We start from the raw sequence: 16,681 nt of genomic DNA, 5'->3' as shown, positions 1-16,681 counted from the left end.
GCTGTTTTTTGCTTTTTTGGTTGTTACATTGCAGGCGTTTCGCGGAGCGCCTGCTCTTTCTCCTGATAGGAGACAGCGGCATTTGCCAGCACCTTGGCTGCGATCAGCAGCGCTTTTTCATCAAGGTCGAATTTCGGATGGTGATGAGGAAACACCGCGTCCGGATTTTCAGGACGGGCGCCTGTAAAGAAAAATGTCCCTTTGACGCGCTCTAGGTAGTAAGCGAAATCTTCCCCGCCCATTTGCATGCCGCTTTCCTCAACGTTTTCGACGCCTTCTGTCTGTTTGGCGATTTTTGCGAGAAAAGCCGTTTCTTCCGGATGATTGCAGACAGGCGGATAGCCCCTTTCAAAGGAATAGTCACAGTCAGCACCATGCATGCCGCATATACCTTTTGCAATCTGTTCAATTTCGTTTTCAATCAAGGTGCGGATTTCATCATTGAAGGAACGCGCCGTCCCGATTAAAACGGCTTTATCAGCGATTACATTAAAGGAGTTTTTGGCAACAAATGAACCTATCGAAACGACTGCCGGCTGAATCGGATCGAGCCTGCGGCTGACAATCTGCTGGAGTGAAGCGACGATCTGCGATCCGATCAACACGGCGTCTTTTGTTTTATGAGGCTGTGCGCCATGCCCGCCTTTGCCTTTAATCGTAATCGTAAAACGGTCCGCAGCGGCCATGATCGGTCCTGTTCGATATTGAACGGTTCCCGTCGGCTCCGTAGCCCACAAATGGGTTCCGAAAATCACGTCAACACCGTCAAGACAGCCGTCTTCAATCATCGGCCTGGCTCCGCCCGGCGAATATTCCTCGGCGTGCTGATGGATGAGGACGATCTTTCCTTTTAAACGGTCGGCATGTTCATTCAAAATTTTCGCGAGGACGAGCAGGGTGGCCGTGTGCCCGTCGTGTCCGCAGGCATGCATCACTCCCGGCACCGTCGACCGGTAAGGCACATCTTTTTCATCATGAATGGGCAGCGCGTCAAAATCGGCTCGAAGCGCAATGACGGGGCCGGACGATCCGCCTTCGATGTGCGCGAGAACACCGCCCCCGCCGACATTGGTGCGGATAGGAATACCGAGCGCTTCATAGTAAGAAGCGATAAATGCGGCTGTTTTCTTTTCTTGAAAAGAAAGCTCCGGGTGCTGATGAAAATGACGCCTCAATTTGACCATTTCATCGTAGTGTGCATCAAGCTGCTCATTAATTTGTCGGATGAATGCGGATGCGCTCAAAAAAATTCCTCCTTTTAGGAATGACAAGTTTTTATAATTTTATGACAACTGAAGCCGCTATTCAACCTTGCTGTCACGTTTTATAGAAGAAAAATGGCGGCAATCGTTGTGACAGTTAATCCGGCTGCTACAGGAATAAAGTTTTTTCTGGCAAGATCGAACGGGTCCACTTTACAAATCGCTGCTACCGGAATGAGCGCCCATGGCACAAGCGTACCGCCGCCGACCCAAATGGCTGAGATTTGGCCGAGTGCGGTCAGAACGGCCGGGTTGCCGTCAACAGCCGCAGCAAACATCGAAGCAGCTGATCCGGCTAGAGATATTCCTGAAAAACCAGAGCCGTCAAGACCGGTCACCGCTCCCGTGACAGTGAGCGCCACTGCGGCGAGCTCTGGAGAGAGCGGGACGCTGTGGGCAAAAGCTGAACCGAGGTTCTGCACGATCCTATTAGAAAAACCGGGTATCTCGGCTGTCAGTACTTTTTCGAAACCCGCGTCGCCCAAGTAAAAAAAGGCGGCGATCGGAATGACGGGGGCAAACACTTTAAAGCCGAACTGAAATCCGCGAATGAAATAACCGGTGATTTTCTCAAGACGACGGTGTTTGTGGACGATAAAATGAATGAGAATCATGACGAAGACAGCTGTTCCTCCGACAAGCGCCGTCGCTTCGTCTCCTTGCAATTCCAGGATCAGCATCGCGGCGATATCCCCTAAAAAAATGACCGGAATCATCAGTGCGAGCCATTTTCTTGGGGCTGGGGGAAGAAGCCATTCAGGCTCGCTTTGCAGCCGCTCACTGTTTGCGGCTGCTTGATTGTCTTTCTCTTTCCTGAGCATAAAAAAGGCTGCCGCCGTTGTCGAAAAGCCCATGATCAGGACGAGCGGAACGCTTGCAGACATCACTTCTGCAACGGACAGTCCGGCTGCATCTCCGGTCAATTTAGGCGCCGCCTGGATGATGTAATCGCCTGATAGAGCGAAACCGTGGCCGAATAAATTCATGGCGCACGCTACCGCTATCGGGGAGAGGCCGGCTTTCAGCGCGGCAGGCAGGAGGACGGCGCCGATCAATGCGACAGCCGGGGAGGGCCAAAAAAATGAAGAAATGATAAACATTAAAGCTCCGGTGATCCAATAGGCCAAGGCAGGACCTTTCATCCATTTGGCGATCGGAGTGACCATTGCTTCATTAACGCCGGTCTTTGCCAGCAGTTCGCTCATCGAAACGGTAAAGCAGATGATGAAAATGGTCGGGAGAAGTTCTCCGGCGGCGTAGATTAAGCTGTTGAACAGGCCCATCACAGAGGCAATGGCAGAATGGGTAGCCGCTAATGAAATGAAAAAAACCCCGGCAAGCGATATAAAGGTGGTATCAAGACGAAGAAGCATAAATGCGAGAATTGCAGCGATAAAGCCCAAATATATAAAGTGAACGGACGTTAATTCAATTTCCATTTCCCGATCCCCCCGTTAACATAACCTCATACAGCTTATTCCTGGGCTGTCAGAGTGTGAAGGAAGGGCTCATTTCCTCGGAAATAAAAAACTGCCTTAAAAGGCAGTTATTCGACAGAATGATACGAAGAAATATAGGATGGGCGGGAAAAAATCGTTCCGCCTTGGTTGATTCCAGCTGAAGATTCCTTCTTTTGATGGGCTTCGCCGAACGGTTTGGAGCTTTTCCAGTCCTGAAACGACTGTTCTGTGTCCCACAGCGTCAGTACGATATACGTATCGCTGTCTTTCGGCCTCAGCACCCTGAGGGCTTTAAAGCCGGGCTGATTTTCGATTTTTCCGGCTCTGTTTTTAAAACGGGTTTCGAAAAGCGGTCTTCCTTCCGGTGTGACAGGGATGTTGTTGAGGACGGCGAATCCGGAATGTTCCAAAGTTCCCGACTGATCGATGATTTCGTAGCGGTGAGGAGAATGAAAGACGCTTTCTCCATCGGTTTCGTGAAAGAGAATGGCGGAATCGTGGCTTTTCATAAATAACATGTTTTCAAGACCGTGCTGTTTGGCGAGCTTTTTTAAAAACTCGACAGTTCCATATGTAATGTAAAAATTCAATTTCATCACCCCTTTTTTGATAGTATAACAAAAGGACGATTTAAAATTCTATCTATTACCCGCTATAAATGCTGCAACATAATTTAAAGAAAAAATTCCCATACTAGCTATAGAAAGGAATGAGGTGACCATATGAGAAAGAGATTTTTCATTCCAATCATCATTACAGCGGCGATATTCCTTTTATCGTTAATCGGATATATTACGATTTTGTTTCTGGGGGATTATGTGATTGATGAAAAGAAACTGATTTTCCATGCTTCTTCTAAAATCGTCGACCAAAATGGAGAAGAAGTCGCAAGCCTCTATACCGAAAACAGAAGACCTGTTTCAATTGCCGAGGTGCCGGACGGCGTAAAAAATGCCTTTATCGCGGTTGAAGACAAGCGCTTTTATGAGCACCACGGCATCGATTTTAAATCGGTGAGCCGTGCGGTCTATAAAGATATATTAGCGGGAGGGAAAGTGGAAGGTGGAAGCACGATCACCCAGCAGCTCGCAAAAAACACTTTTTTAACACACGACAAAACGTTTTTAAGAAAAACGAAAGAAGTCATTATCGCGATCAACTTGGAGCGGGACTACAGCAAAGACAAGCTTTTGGAAATGTATTTGAACCAGCTTTATTTCGGGCACGGCGTCTATGGAATCCAGGCGGCTGCAAACTACTTTTTTAGCAAAGATGTGAAAGACTTGACGGTCAGTGAGGGAGCGGTGCTTGCTTCCATTCCTAAAGCGCCGTCCACGTATTCGCCCATTCTCAATCCGGACAAAAGCCGTGAGCGGCGCAATGTCATTCTCGGCATGATGAATGAGCAGGGATATATCAGCTCAAAGGAAACCGTCAGAGCCCAAGGCAGCACATTGGGTCTCCATGTGAAAGAAAAATCAAAAAATCCGTGGCTTGACAGCTATATTGATCTGGTCATGAAAGAAGCGGAAGACAAATATTCGATTTCGAGTGAACAGCTTCTTCAAGGCGGATACACGATCAGTGTTCCGCTTGACGTTTCGATACAAAAAGCGGCTTACACGTTGATGAAGCAGGACGGCTATTTTCCCGGAACAGACAATAAAGCTGAAGGGAGCGCCGTTTTTATCGATAACCGGACAGGCGGCGTAGTAGCCGCTCTCGGAGGTCGACAATACGCTCCGAAAGGCTACAACAGGGCAACAGCCCCGCGTCAGCCGGGTTCGACTTTTAAACCGCTTGCCGTTTACGGCCCCGCTCTTGAAGAAAAGCGGTTCAAGCCGTACTCCATGCTTGAAGATAAACAGCTGTCATACGGCGGCTACTCGCCGAAAAACTATGACGGCCAGTACGAGGGCAAGGTCTCAATGGTGGATGCGCTGACCTACAGCAAAAACGCGCCTGCCGTATGGACGTTAAATGAGATCGGAATCGAAACGGTGAAGCCTTATCTCAGCCGCTTGGGCATGAACGTGCCGGATGAGGGCCTGGCATTGGGGCTGGGCGGCTTAGAGAAAGGAGTGTCGCCGCTTGAGATTGCCGGGGCATACCGGACCTTCGCAAATTCAGGACAATACACCGAGCCGTTCTTTATTAAAAAAATCACGGACGAAAACGGGGATGTCATATTCCGCCACGAGGAAAAATCAGAAAAGGTATTCAGCAAACAAACAGCTTGGAACATGACGCGAATGCTAGAGGAGGTCGTGAAGAGCGGAACGGGAAAAGCAGGTGATTTTTCCGGAGAGATTGCTGGAAAAACGGGTTCGACCACGTATACCGGAAAAGAGGGCGGAACAAAAGATGCCTGGTTTGCGGGGTATACGCCCGAAGTGACGGGAGCTGTCTGGATGGGCTACGATAAAACGGATGAATCCCATTATTTAAAAGGCGGCAGCGCTTATCCGACAAGGCTGTTTAAAGACATTTTAAAACGCTCCAACCATAAGCCTGAACGATTTAAGGCGCCTGAAGGTGTAAAAGATCTGGACAGGCCGATCCGCCTCGAAGATTTGGAAAGTGTTAAAGCAGACTATTCCTTTACGCCGATGGGGCTGATTACGGTGTCATTAAAATGGCATGAACAAGAGGATAAAAGAGTTGAATACCGAATATATGAAAGGAAAAACGGAAAAGAAACGCTCATTGATACGGTTAAGGGGAAAGGAAGCTATTCAATCCCTTATGCAAACATCTTTTCCAATGCTTCCTATAAAATTGTTCCATACAATCCGCAGACGAAAACAGAGGGGAAAGGGACTGATTATGTCGAACCGAAAGTGTTTCCTTCGGGTCATTAGGTACCCGAAATTCATCAATTTCTTGAACAATAAGTCTCATGAGTATACCGTTCAATAAAAAAACGGTATATTGGAAGGAGTAATTTTGCGAACGTATGGTTGCAGCTTGAAAGGTGGATATCATGATGAAAAACGACAAGGCTTTTAATGACACATTCTTAAAAGCATGCCGAGGAGAAAAAGCCCCCCATGTACCGGTATGGTACATGAGGCAGGCTGGAAGATCACAGCCTGAGTACAGAGCGCTCAAGGAAAAATACGGACTGTTCGAAATTACGCATCAGCCCGAACTGTGCGCTTACGTGACAAGGCTCCCCGTCGAACAGTACGGTGTCGATGCGGCAATACTTTATAAAGACATAATGACACCGCTTCCAGGTATTGGCGTTGACGTCGAAATTAAAAACGGCATCGGTCCTGTCATCGATCAGCCGATCACATCTCTCGCAGATGTTGAAAAACTCGGCGAACTCGAGCCGGAGGAGCATATTCCATATGTGCTGGAGACGATCAGGATTTTGACAGAAGAACAGCTGAACGTTCCGCTGATCGGTTTTACAGGGGCGCCGTTTACACTGGCCAGCTATATGATCGAAGGCGGCCCGTCCAAAAACTACAATAAAACAAAAGCGTTTATGTACGGCCAGCCTGCTGCATGGGACCTCTTGATGAAAAAGCTCGGGAAGATGGCGGCTGTATACGTCAAAGCCCAAATCCGCTCCGGCGCCAAAGCCATTCAAGTGTTCGATTCCTGGGTCGGCGCGCTGAATGCCGGTGATTACTGCCGCTATATCAAGCCGACGATGGACATTCTTTTCAAAGAGCTGAAAAAAGAAGGCGTGCCGCTGATTATGTTCGGGGTCGGCGCAAGCCACCTCGCGACTGAATGGCACGATCTTGACCTCGACGTCGTCGGGCTGGACTGGCGGATGAGCGTGCAGGAAGCCAGGGATAAAGGGCTGACAAAAACGCTTCAGGGGAATTTGGATCCTTCGATCCTGCTTGCCCCGTGGGAAGTCATTGAAGAGAGGACGAAAGCCATTCTCGATCAGGGCATGCAGACGGACCGGTTTATTTTCAACCTCGGTCACGGGATTTTTCCCGAAGTCAGTCCTGACACACTGAAAAAATTGACGGCATTTGTTCATGAGTATTCCGCCTCAAAAAAATCGAGCCTGATGACATGAGCATTTCAGTTGGTCTTTTCAATATAAACTGTCAAAATACGTATAGATCATGATCTTTAAAGAGGTGTTCACGTTGGGTAAAAAGAAAATGGGGCTTCTTGTTATGGCGTATGGGACGCCGTACAAAGAGGAAGACATTGAACGTTATTATACACACATCAGAAGAGGCAGGAAGCCTGAGCCTGACATGCTTCAGGACTTAAAAGACCGCTATAAGGCAATCGGCGGAATTTCTCCGCTTGCAAAGATCACGCAAGAGCAGACGAAGCAGCTGGAAAAACGCTTAAACGAGCTTCAGGATGATGTGGTATTCAAGTCATATATCGGTCTCAAACATATCGAACCTTTCATTGAGGATGCCGTTCAGGAGATGCATAAAGACGGGATTACAGAAGCCGTCAGCATCGTGCTCGCGCCCCATTTCTCCACCTTCAGCGTACAGTCGTACAACAAGCGGGCGAAAGACGAGGCTGAAAAGCTCGGCGGGTTGTCGATCACATCGATCAACAGCTGGTATGATGAGCCGAAATTCATCGCATATTGGGCGGATCAGGTGAGAAAAACCTATGACGAAATGCCTTCGGAAGAAAGGGAAAACGCCGTCTTGATTGTATCGGCGCACAGCCTTCCCGAAAAGATCGTCGAAATGGGTGATCCATATCCTGAACAGCTTAAAGAATCAGCGAAGCTGATTGCCGAAGCGGCGGGTGTAAAAGATTACGCCGTCGGCTGGCAAAGCGAAGGAAACACCCCTGATCCGTGGCTTGGGCCGGATGTTCAGGATTTGACCCGCGACTTGTCAGAGCAAAAAGGGTACAGCGCTTTTGTTTATGCTCCCGTCGGCTTCGTAGCCGACCATCTGGAAGTCCTTTATGACAACGACTATGAATGCAAAGTCGTCACGGACGATATCGGAGCAAGCTATTACAGACCTGAAATGCCTAACGCAAAACATGAGTTTATCGATGCTTTAGCGGATGTTGTATTAAAACAATTGGAGAAAGAACAGTAAAGAAGGCGATTGTAAATGAGTGGAGAACGCAGGCAGATTGTCATCATCGGCGGCGGTATTACCGGATTGGCCGCCGCCTTCTACTTGGAGAAGGAAATCAAAAAGAACGATCTCCCGGCCGAAGTCACGCTTGTTGAAGCAAGTCCGAGACTGGGCGGAAAGATACAGACGGTACACAAAGACGGCTATGTGATTGAACGGGGGCCGGATTCATTTTTGGAACGGAAGCAAAGCGCACCTCAGCTCGTGAAGGATCTCGGGCTGGAGCACTTGCTCGTGAACAACGCGACAGGCCAGTCTTATGTTCTTGTCAGCGAAACGCTCTATCCGATTCCGGAAGGAGCCGTGATGGGGGTGCCGACAAAAATCGGACCTTTTCTGACAACCGGCTTGTTTTCCTTGCCGGGGAAGTTGAGAGCCGGAATGGATTTGCTGCTTCCAGCGAGCAAGCCGCAGGAAGACCAGTCGCTCGGAGAATTTTTCAGAAGGCGCGTCGGCGGTGAAGTGGTGGAGAACCTGATCGAACCGCTTTTGTCAGGCATTTATGCCGGGGACATTGATCGCCTCAGTCTGATGTCGACTTTCCCGCAATTCTACCAGACAGAACAGAAGTACAGAAGCTTGATCATCGGGATGAAAAAATCGCGCGGCGCCCAGAGCGCCAAAAAGCCTGCGAACAAAAAGAAAGGCCAGTTCCAGACGGTGAAAACCGGCCTGCAGACGATTGTTGAAGAACTGGAAAAGCAGCTCGATATCACAAAGGTTTATAAAGGCACAAAGGTCGTCAGCATTGATCGCGCGGGCTCGGGCTACAGCATGAAGCTTGACAACGGCAAGGTGCTTCACGCCGATTCGGCCGTGGTCACCGCTCCCCATAAAGCAGCTGCCGCGATGTTTCCAAAAGCGGATTGGCTGAAGGGTTTAGAAGATATGGTGTCAACATCTGTCGCCAATGTGGCGCTCGGATTTCCGGAAGAAGCCGTCCAAATGGAGCATCAAGGAACAGGCTTTGTCATTTCAAGAAACAGCGATTTTTCGATTACGGCGTGCACTTGGACAAACAAAAAATGGCCGAGTACAACGCCTGAAGGAAAAGTCCTGTTAAGGGCTTATGTGGGGAAAGCCGGCGATGAGTCCGTTGTCGAACAGTCGGATAACGAGATGGTGAAAATCGTCCTCGACGATTTAAGGCGGATTATGAAGATCGACGGCGAGCCGGAAATGACCTGCATCACAAGGTGGCATGAAGCGATGCCGCAATACCATGTCGGCCATAAGAAAAGAATGAAAGAGATCAGGGAAGGGTTACAGGCGTCATATCCGGGCGTTTTCATGACGGGGGCCTCTTTTGAAGGGGTCGGCATTCCGGATTGCATTGACCAAGGCAAGCAGGCCGTAGCCGATGTACTCTCACACCTTTTCGAATAAAGAAGAGCAAATAAAGCTGTCCGAATCCATTCGGCGGCTTTTTTTATTTCACTCTTTTTACAGCTTTCATCATTTTAAAGTTTGTTTATGGAAAAGATAACATTTAAATTATTGCATTTTATATTCAGGTGTGTTACATTACTTTTTGTACTTACTGACCAAAATGTTCAAATAGTCAATTTCGGGGTGAGAAACCGTGAGCAAAGATCGAAAAGCACTGATTTTAGAAGCGGCGACAAAATCGTTTACACAATTCGGCTACAAAGCGACGACGATGGATCTGGTGGCGAAGCTTGCCAATGTCGGCAAAGGTACGATTTATACTTTTTTCAAGAATAAAGAGGAACTGTTCGACGACATTTTTTCTTCGCTTCTGATTGAAATGAAGCAAACGGCTGATCAAGCGATTGATCCTGATCTGCCTTTTCACGAAAATGCCCATCGCGCGATGATGGCGATATTGGAATACAGGAAGAAGCACCAGCTGACCATTAAGATCTTTCAGGAAGGTGCGGAGCTCGGCACACCGGCGGCCCGCGAAGTGATTGAAAAGCTGGAACGCATGGTCATCAGCTATATTAAGAGAAAGATTAAAGAAGCGATTAAAAATGACGATATTAGACCGTGTGATCCCGAGCTGAACGCGTTTGTCATCTTCAAGCTTTACATTGCGCTCATCTTTGACTGGGAAAAAAACCATGAACCGCTGAAAGATGAAGAGTTGGCAGAGATGCTGAAAATGTATATTTTAAAAGGATTATCTCGTTAGATTATCCTTTCTTTGTTTAAAGGGGTGCTTATCCGCATAGAGAGCGGCTACTAACTAGGAGGCGTATCAACATGAATGTTTTCAAAAACCAGTGGAGAGAACTGATAACCAATAAAAAACTACTGATATCCGTGATCGGGGTTCTCTTTATACCGCTGATTTACAGCAGCATATTTTTGGCGGCGTACTGGGACCCATACGGAAACGTCGATCAGCTCCCTGTAGCGGTTGTGAATTCCGACAAGGGAACGACATATGAAGGAAAAGACCTTCACATCGGCGACGACCTTGTCAAAGAACTGAAAAAAAACGATAAATTCGACTGGCATTTTACGACGAAGGAAAAAGCGCTGAGAGGCTTGCAAAATGAGGAATACTACATGGTTGTAGAAATTCCTGAAAACTTTTCGAAGGATGCCAGCACGGTGATGGATAAACATCCGAAAAAGCTGAATCTGATTTATCATACTAACGCCGGACGAAACTATGTCGGCGCCCAGATCAGCGATAAAGCGATTGAACAGCTTCAGCATTCAGTCGGTTCTGAAATCACGGAGCAATATGCTGAAGTCATCTTTGACAATTTCGGCAAAATCGCAAAAGGTCTCGGTGAAGCCAGCGAAGGTGCCGGAAAACTGGATAAAGGACTGAAAGATGCGAAAGAAGGAAGCGAAAAGCTGAAAAAGAACCTTGAAAAGCTCGCGAAAAGCCAAATTCAGTTCAACAAAGACGGAATGGAGAAGTTCGGCGCGGCATTCAATACGCTGAATGACAAAATTCATGAACTTGATTCAGGGCTTGCGCAATTTTTAGAAAAAAGCGGCCAGCTGCACAGCGGTGCTCAACAGCTCCAACAAGGCATGCCTCAGATTGTGGCGGGATTGGAGCAGATGAATGAAAAAGCGCAGATGATAAGCAAACTCGAAGAAGCCATTTCAAATGAAAAGATTCAGCAGCTTGAAACGGCGCTTTCAAACGCCGAAAAGGCGAAAAAAGAAATCAGTCAGATTTCAAAAAATATTGATGAGCTTGAAGCGGCATTGAAAAACCAGCATAGTGAAGTCAAACAAATTATTGAATCCAGCAACATGCTGACACAAGAACAGAAAGCCGCGCTTATGAAACAAGTCGATGAAAAAATGGGAACGGTGAAGCTGCCTGAGTTTGACAAGTTGAAAGCGCAAATTCCCGATGTAAGCGAACTTCCCGATTTATCCGGGCTGAAACAGAAGCTTGAGGAATTGAAGCGAGTTCCTTCGGATGTGAACAAGCTTTATAAAGGATCGCAAAAGATTCAGCAAGGGCTCGATGCGCTGACAAACGGTTTGGGTGCTTACAACGAAAAATTCGCGGAGGCGAAAAGCGGATCATCCAAAATCGCCGAAGGCAGCCAGACGTTAGTCGGGAAGTTCGGCGATCTGCAAAGCGCGGCTGATAAACTGAAGGACGGTTCTTCCAAGCTTGCAGAAGGGGCTAAATCTCTTGATGAAGGTCTTGGCAAGCTGTCTGACGGAAGCGGGGAGCTGTTTGACAAGCTGTCTGACGCTGCTGATCAGACCGGCGATATTCAAGCGGGAGACGAAAACTACAATATGTTCTCAGATCCCGTCGATGTGAAAGGCGATAAAATCGATCCGGTTTCCAACTACGGAACAGGATTAACCCCGTATATTTTGTCGCTCGGCTTATTTGTCGGTGCATTAATGATCACCGTCGTCTTTGATGTGAAAGAGCCGGCCGTCCGGCCTGAATCAGCTTTCGGCTGGTTTATGAGTAAATTCAGCGTACTTTTTGCAGTGGGGATTCTTCAAGCGGCGATCGCCTGCACGATCATTCTCTCTGGCATCGGGCTTGAAGTGCAAAGCGTCTGGAGATTTTATGTGTTCAGTATGATCATGAGCATTACATGTCTTGCGATCATTCAATTTTTGGCTGCGACCATGGGAAATCCGGGACGTTTCATTGCCGTCATTCTGCTCGTGCTTCAGCTTGGAGGAAGCGGAGGAACATTCCCTCTTGCACTTGTTCCTAAGTTCTTCCAAGTCATCCATTCCGCACTGCCGATGACCTACAGCATTGCGGGATACAGAGCGGTGATTTCAAGCGGAGACTACGCGTATATGTGGGAGCAGGCTGCCGTGCTCGGCGGTGTTGCGATCGTCATGATGGCCTTGACGCTGATTTATTTTAAAGTGCTGCTGAGAAAAGGAAAAGTTGAAGAGCAGCACGCATAAAAGAAAAAACATCTTTTCAAGCCCGGCAAGGGCAAGAAAAGATGTTTTTTTTTTGAAATCAGGAAGCTGGCGCGCCCCATTTTACAATCAGTCCCGTATATGTAAGACCCCCGCCGAAACCGAACAGAATCAAGTTATCGCCCTCTTTCAACTTTCCGTTTTTGACGGCTTCATCAAGGGCGAGAACGATTGATACGGATGAGGTGTTGCCAAACCATTCGACGCTCGTCAGCGCTTTTTCGAGTGAAATTCCGGTTTTTTCGCAAATTGATTCGACCATTCGCAAATTCGCGCTGTGCGGGACGAACCAATCGATATCTTTCAGCTCCATTTCAGCTTGGATAAGCAGCTTTTTGACGCCTTCGGGAATGGATCTGACCGCCCATTTATACACTTCGCGGCCGTTTTGAACCATTTTTCCTTCACCTGAGAGCGGCTCCCCTTTAAGGTCGCTGCGCAAGCCGGTTCTGTATAAATGGCGGGCTCCGTCACCTTTCGTATCCTGGGTAAAAGTAATAAAGCTTGGGGAATTGTCGTCCCGTTCGACAAGCAGGGCGCCCGCGCCGTCGCCGAACAAAATGCAAGACGCGCGGTCTGTGTAGTCGGTTGTTTTGGATAAGGTTTCACCGCTGATCACAAGAATTTTTTTATGCAGTCCGGAAGTGATCAGGCCGTTGGCGATATGCAATCCGTATGTTAATCCCGCGCAAGTCGCATTTACATCCACCGCGCCGACTTCTTTCCATCCGAAGTGCTCCTGAACCTGGCATGCCGTGCTTGGAAAAGCATAGTCCGCCGTTGTGGTAGAGACGATGATCATGTCAATATCGTCCAGCGTGCCGTTGTATCTGCTTTGTAGATTTTCAACGGCCTTTATGCAAAGATCTGATGTGAATTCGTGACTTCCTGCGATTCGCCTTTCTTTCATTCCTGTCCGCTGAACGATCCATTCATCAGAAGTATCGACGATTTTTTCAAAGTCTTTGTTTGTCATGCGCTTTTCGGGAACATAGGTGCCGATGGCGGAAATTCGCGCTTTTGATAAAGTTTTCATGAAGTTCACTCTCCTTTTTTTTATTATAACACCTAGTATTAGTATCTGGTACTAAAATATTGATCTGATGTATACTATAAACATCACAAGTTGGGAGGAATGAACAATGTCAGGACAGAAAACGCTGGAGCTCATCAAGGAGCTCGTCTCCATCCCGAGCCCTACCGGAAATACGTATGACATCATAGACTATATCAATCGCCTATTACAGGAAGAAGGAGTCGAAACAAAGTTTAACCGTAAGGGCGGCCTGATCGCGACGATACCGGGCCGCGACAAAGCCCGGCACCGGATGCTCACCGCTCATGTCGATACCCTCGGAGCGATGGTGAAAGAGATTAAGCCGAACGGAAGGCTGAAAATTGACTTAATCGGGGGGTTCAATTACAACTCGATTGAAGGCGAGTATTGCAAAATTGAAACAGCATCAGGGAAAACTTACACCGGCACGATCTTAATGCATCAGACATCAGTGCATGTTTACAAAGACGCCGGAAAAGCCGAGCGGAACCAGAAGAATATGGAGGTCCGCATTGACGAACCGGTCCGCAGTGAAGAAGAAACCCGGGCGCTCGGCATCAATGTCGGTGATTTTATCTCCTTCGACCCGCGCGTTGAGATCACACCGAGCGGGTTTATCAAATCGCGTCATCTTGATGATAAAGCAAGCGTCGCCCTCCTTATTGAGCTGATCAGAACGATCAACACAGAAGGGATGACACTGCCTTACACAACACATTTTTTAATTTCCAATAATGAAGAAATCGGTTATGGCGGCAACTCCAATATCCCGCCTGAAACGGTGGAATATTTGGCTGTTGATATGGGAGCGATCGGCGATGGGCAGTCAACCGACGAATATACGGTATCCATTTGTGTGAAGGATGCCAGCGGGCCATATCACTACGGGCTTCGCAAGCGTCTGACAGCCCTTTGTGAAACACACGGAATCGGTTATAAGCTTGATATTTACCCGTACTACGGCTCAGATGCTTCAGCAGCCATCAGAGCGGGCCATGATATCGTCCACGGGCTGATCGGCCCGGGAATTGACGCATCCCACGCGTTTGAAAGGACGCATCAGTCGTCCCTGGAGCAGACGGCAAAGCTGCTGTATCATTATGTCCTGTCTGACATGGCATAAAAAAGCTCCCAAAGGACCCCGGTCCCTTGGGAGTAAAAAAAGAGTGGAAGTCATCCATCCGTAGAGGATGGCGTTTACTTACCAGTAATCATAGTGTTTTTTCTTTTTGCAGTGATCAAAGTGGTCAAACTTCTTGTAGTCATAGTCATAATCATACTTCTTATAGCATGGATAATAGTAGTAATAATAGTAGTAGTAGTATTTCTTGCAGTCGTGGTCTTTCTTGTGGTAGTCAAAGTCATAATCTTTCTTGCAATGGTCATGGTAAAAATACATTAAACTTCCCTCCAGTTTTCTTTTCTAATTTAACTACAGTACATCGTATGTAAACGAAAGGAAGTTGTTTGGACAGGTTTCTTGAGCAAATTGCATATTTTTAAAAAAACGTATGTTTCTCCAAAAGCGGGAAACATACGTTTTTTTGCGGGCTGTCAGCCGGACATTTTCATATCTGCCGGCTCCCTTTGATTTAAGACGGTCTGTCCTTTAACGGCGTCATATTCACCTTCCCATTTTGACATGACCACAGCGGCAAGAGCGTTTCCGGTCAGGTTGACGACCGTTCTCGCCATATCCATAATCCGGTCGACTCCGGCAATGAAGGCCAGCCCTTCAGCAGGAACGCCGATCGTGCCCAGAGTCGCGAGAAGAACGACGAATGATGTGCCGGGAACGGCAGCCATTCCTTTAGAAGTGACCATCAGGACAAGGATGAGCGTGAGCTGCTGCCCAATGGACAGATCGATGCCGTAGACCTGCGCCAGAAACAGCGCCGCGATTGCCTGATACAGGACAGAGCCGTCAAGGTTAAATGTGTAGCCGATCGGAATGACAAACGACACAATGCCTTTCGGACAGCCGATTTTCTCCATTTTTTCCATGACGCGCGGAAGCACAGTTTCAGAGCTTGATGTACTGTATGCAAGAAGAAGCTCATCTTTCATATAGGCCAAAAATTTAAATATATTGATACCGCACAGCTTGCCGACGATCCCAAAAATGACGATCAGGAAGAAAGCAAGAGCAAGATAGACAAGCAAAACGAGCTTTCCCAATGATAAAAGCGAAGAAAAACCAAATTTTGAAACCGTTACACCAATTAAAGCAAAAACGCCGAACGGCGCGAATTTCATGACGATGTTCACGACGTGGAACATGGCTTGAGACGTTGCCTCAAAAAAGGAAAGCACAGGCTTGCCTTTTTCGCCTATGGCTGACACTCCGAGTGCGAACAGAACAGTGAAGCAAATGATCGCAAGCAGATCGCCTTCAGCGAGCGATTGGAAAAAGTTTGTCGGCACAATGTGCAGGAACGTGTCTGCGACAGATTTGGTGCTTGCCTCTTTTTCTGTTTCTACATATTGGCTGATATCCTGTTTTTCAGCACCAGAAAAGTTTACGCCGTGTCCAGGTTGAACGATGTTTCCAAGGAGAAGTCCGAGCACGATCGCAAAAGTCGTAATGATTTCAAAGTACAGAATCGTCCGAAAACCGAGCCTGCCGACCTTTTTGCCGCTGCCGGCCCCTGCAACCCCGACAATCAAGCTTGAAACGACAATAGGAATCACAATCATTTTGATTAATCTTAAGAACAAATCACCGACGGGCTGCAGATACGTTGCGACTGCAGGGTTTCCGAACCAAATCGCTCCTGCTGCAACACCTAAAATCAGCCCCAGGAAAATTTGTGTGGCTAATCCGAATTTAAGTCTTTTCATAGATGCCCTCCCAACGCAATCTTAATTTTATACTAGAATATTAAACTTGAGATCGTAAATTAAGTATAGCGAAAGAAAATGCAACTCGTCCATTAAAAAAATAACGTCTGAATATATTGAAAATTCAAATATGAGATGATTATCCCAGCTTAAATTCAAATCGGGACGTTCATCGGTGTATATTTCCCTAAGTGAAATAGTAAAAAGTTATTAAAATAATGAATTTTGACAAGAATCTCTCTCTTTATAACTAACTTTATGACAAAAAAACGCCCCGGGGAGATCCGCCGGGGCATTTTTTAATGACGTCTATATATCTTTTACATTTAAGCATTTAGAGCAAGTGTTTCCGTAGCATTCGTGCTGCTCATCAATATCGTGGCCGCATTTTGAACATTTTTTGGAAGGCAAATTTCTGAAGAACTCGGTGATTTTAGCGAGCATGTTGATTCCCCCAATTCGTTTGTTGTCATCATTGTATTATAACAGTATCCAGGAAATCAATGTCTGTTTTATGACAAAATATAAAACATGCAATTTTTAAGAAAAATG

14 protein-coding genes are annotated in these 16,681 nt (G+C 47.2%); 7 read left to right on the top strand and 7 right to left on the bottom strand.

Annotated features, from left to right (window positions below; all coding sequences use genetic code 11):
• Window positions 1-23: 23 nt before the first annotated feature.
• The 3 genes from ACH97_RS10660 to ACH97_RS10650 form a co-directional block, all read right to left on the bottom strand.
• Window positions 24-1,184: a M20 family metallopeptidase gene (locus ACH97_RS10660; protein ID WP_165583470.1), complete on the bottom strand. Its 1,161-nt coding sequence runs from the start codon at window positions 1,182-1,184 to the stop codon at window positions 24-26.
• A gap of 140 nt (window positions 1,185-1,324) precedes the next feature.
• Window positions 1,325-2,701, bottom strand: a complete 1,377-nt coding sequence (locus tag ACH97_RS10655) for a membrane protein (protein ID WP_048350508.1) — start codon at window positions 2,699-2,701, stop codon at window positions 1,325-1,327.
• Between the two features lie 107 nt (window positions 2,702-2,808).
• Window positions 2,809-3,312, bottom strand: coding sequence for an antibiotic biosynthesis monooxygenase family protein (locus ACH97_RS10650; RefSeq protein ID WP_020450806.1), 504 nt, complete (start codon window positions 3,310-3,312; stop codon window positions 2,809-2,811).
• A gap of 132 nt (window positions 3,313-3,444) precedes the next feature.
• Between ACH97_RS10650 and ACH97_RS10645 the strand changes: the two genes are divergently transcribed.
• The 6 genes from ACH97_RS10645 (at window position 3,445) to ACH97_RS10620 (ending at window position 12,213) form a co-directional block, all read left to right on the top strand.
• A complete protein-coding gene (locus ACH97_RS10645) occupies window positions 3,445-5,583 on the top strand; it encodes a transglycosylase domain-containing protein (protein WP_020450807.1) in 2,139 nt (712 codons plus the stop codon).
• Between the two features lie 125 nt (window positions 5,584-5,708).
• On the top strand, window positions 5,709-6,770 hold the full coding sequence (hemE, locus tag ACH97_RS10640) for a uroporphyrinogen decarboxylase (protein ID WP_041817172.1): 1,062 nt from the start codon (window positions 5,709-5,711) through the stop codon (window positions 6,768-6,770).
• 73 nt (window positions 6,771-6,843) lie between these two features.
• Window positions 6,844-7,782: a ferrochelatase gene (gene hemH / locus ACH97_RS10635; RefSeq protein WP_041817173.1), complete on the top strand. Its 939-nt coding sequence runs from the start codon at window positions 6,844-6,846 to the stop codon at window positions 7,780-7,782.
• A 15-nt stretch (window positions 7,783-7,797) separates the two neighbouring features.
• Window positions 7,798-9,210, top strand: a complete 1,413-nt coding sequence (hemY, locus tag ACH97_RS10630; RefSeq protein ID WP_020450810.1) for a protoporphyrinogen oxidase — start codon at window positions 7,798-7,800, stop codon at window positions 9,208-9,210.
• Window positions 9,211-9,406: 196 nt separating this feature from the next.
• Window positions 9,407-9,979, top strand: a complete 573-nt coding sequence (locus tag ACH97_RS10625) for a TetR/AcrR family transcriptional regulator (RefSeq protein ID WP_003180287.1) — start codon at window positions 9,407-9,409, stop codon at window positions 9,977-9,979.
• Between the two features lie 71 nt (window positions 9,980-10,050).
• A complete protein-coding gene (locus ACH97_RS10620) occupies window positions 10,051-12,213 on the top strand; it encodes a YhgE/Pip domain-containing protein (RefSeq protein WP_020450811.1) in 2,163 nt (720 codons plus the stop codon).
• A 58-nt stretch (window positions 12,214-12,271) separates the two neighbouring features.
• On the opposite strand, the gene ACH97_RS10615 is transcribed toward ACH97_RS10620, so the two are convergent.
• Entirely contained in the window at window positions 12,272-13,267 is a 996-nt protein-coding gene (locus tag ACH97_RS10615; RefSeq protein ID WP_023856568.1) for a ketoacyl-ACP synthase III, read from the bottom strand.
• Window positions 13,268-13,373: 106 nt separating this feature from the next.
• Between ACH97_RS10615 and ACH97_RS10610 the strand changes: the two genes are divergently transcribed.
• Window positions 13,374-14,411 carry a M42 family metallopeptidase gene (locus ACH97_RS10610; RefSeq protein ID WP_048350509.1) on the top strand — a complete coding sequence of 346 codons (1,038 nt, stop codon included), beginning with the start codon at window positions 13,374-13,376 and terminating at the stop codon, window positions 14,409-14,411.
• 78 nt (window positions 14,412-14,489) lie between these two features.
• Here ACH97_RS10610 and ACH97_RS10605 read toward each other — a convergent pair whose 3' ends face one another.
• The 3 genes from ACH97_RS10605 to yhfH all read right to left on the bottom strand — a co-directional run bounded on the left by ACH97_RS10605 (window position 14,490) and on the right by yhfH (window position 16,573).
• Entirely contained in the window at window positions 14,490-14,687 is a 198-nt protein-coding gene (locus tag ACH97_RS10605) for a hypothetical protein (RefSeq protein WP_003180298.1), read from the bottom strand.
• 155 nt (window positions 14,688-14,842) lie between these two features.
• Window positions 14,843-16,129, bottom strand: a complete 1,287-nt coding sequence (locus tag ACH97_RS10600; protein ID WP_048350510.1) for a cation:dicarboxylate symporter family transporter — start codon at window positions 16,127-16,129, stop codon at window positions 14,843-14,845.
• Window positions 16,130-16,438: 309 nt separating this feature from the next.
• A complete protein-coding gene (gene yhfH / locus ACH97_RS22855; protein ID WP_003180302.1) occupies window positions 16,439-16,573 on the bottom strand; it encodes a protein YhfH in 135 nt (44 codons plus the stop codon).
• Between the last annotated feature and the right edge of the window lie 108 nt (window positions 16,574-16,681).

Source organism: Bacillus paralicheniformis, assembly GCF_001042485.2.
GTDB classification, from domain to species: domain Bacteria; phylum Bacillota; class Bacilli; order Bacillales; family Bacillaceae; genus Bacillus; species Bacillus paralicheniformis.
The sequence above is the reverse complement of the archived record's forward strand: the minus strand, read 5'-3'. Positions and strand labels throughout refer to the sequence as shown.

What these genes read in the sequence shown, in the direction of transcription:
- ACH97_RS10660 (WP_165583470.1), bottom strand. Translation starts at nt 1,184, where the DNA reads ATGGTCAAATTGAGGCGTCATTTTCATCAGCACCCGGAGCTTTCTTTT.
- yhfH (WP_003180302.1), bottom strand. Translation starts at nt 16,573, where the DNA reads ATGCTCGCTAAAATCACCGAGTTCTTCAGAAATTTGCCTTCCAAAAAA.
- ACH97_RS10645 (WP_020450807.1), top strand. Translation starts at nt 3,445, where the DNA reads ATGAGAAAGAGATTTTTCATTCCAATCATCATTACAGCGGCGATATTC.
- ACH97_RS10600 (WP_048350510.1), bottom strand. Translation starts at nt 16,129, where the DNA reads ATGAAAAGACTTAAATTCGGATTAGCCACACAAATTTTCCTGGGGCTG.
- ACH97_RS10655 (WP_048350508.1), bottom strand. Translation starts at nt 2,701, where the DNA reads ATGGAAATTGAATTAACGTCCGTTCACTTTATATATTTGGGCTTTATC.
- hemE (WP_041817172.1), top strand. Translation starts at nt 5,709, where the DNA reads ATGAAAAACGACAAGGCTTTTAATGACACATTCTTAAAAGCATGCCGA.
- hemY (WP_020450810.1), top strand. Translation starts at nt 7,798, where the DNA reads ATGAGTGGAGAACGCAGGCAGATTGTCATCATCGGCGGCGGTATTACC.
- ACH97_RS10620 (WP_020450811.1), top strand. Translation starts at nt 10,051, where the DNA reads ATGAATGTTTTCAAAAACCAGTGGAGAGAACTGATAACCAATAAAAAA.
- ACH97_RS10610 (WP_048350509.1), top strand. Translation starts at nt 13,374, where the DNA reads ATGTCAGGACAGAAAACGCTGGAGCTCATCAAGGAGCTCGTCTCCATC.
- ACH97_RS10615 (WP_023856568.1), bottom strand. Translation starts at nt 13,267, where the DNA reads ATGAAAACTTTATCAAAAGCGCGAATTTCCGCCATCGGCACCTATGTT.
- ACH97_RS10605 (WP_003180298.1), bottom strand. Translation starts at nt 14,687, where the DNA reads ATGTATTTTTACCATGACCATTGCAAGAAAGATTATGACTTTGACTAC.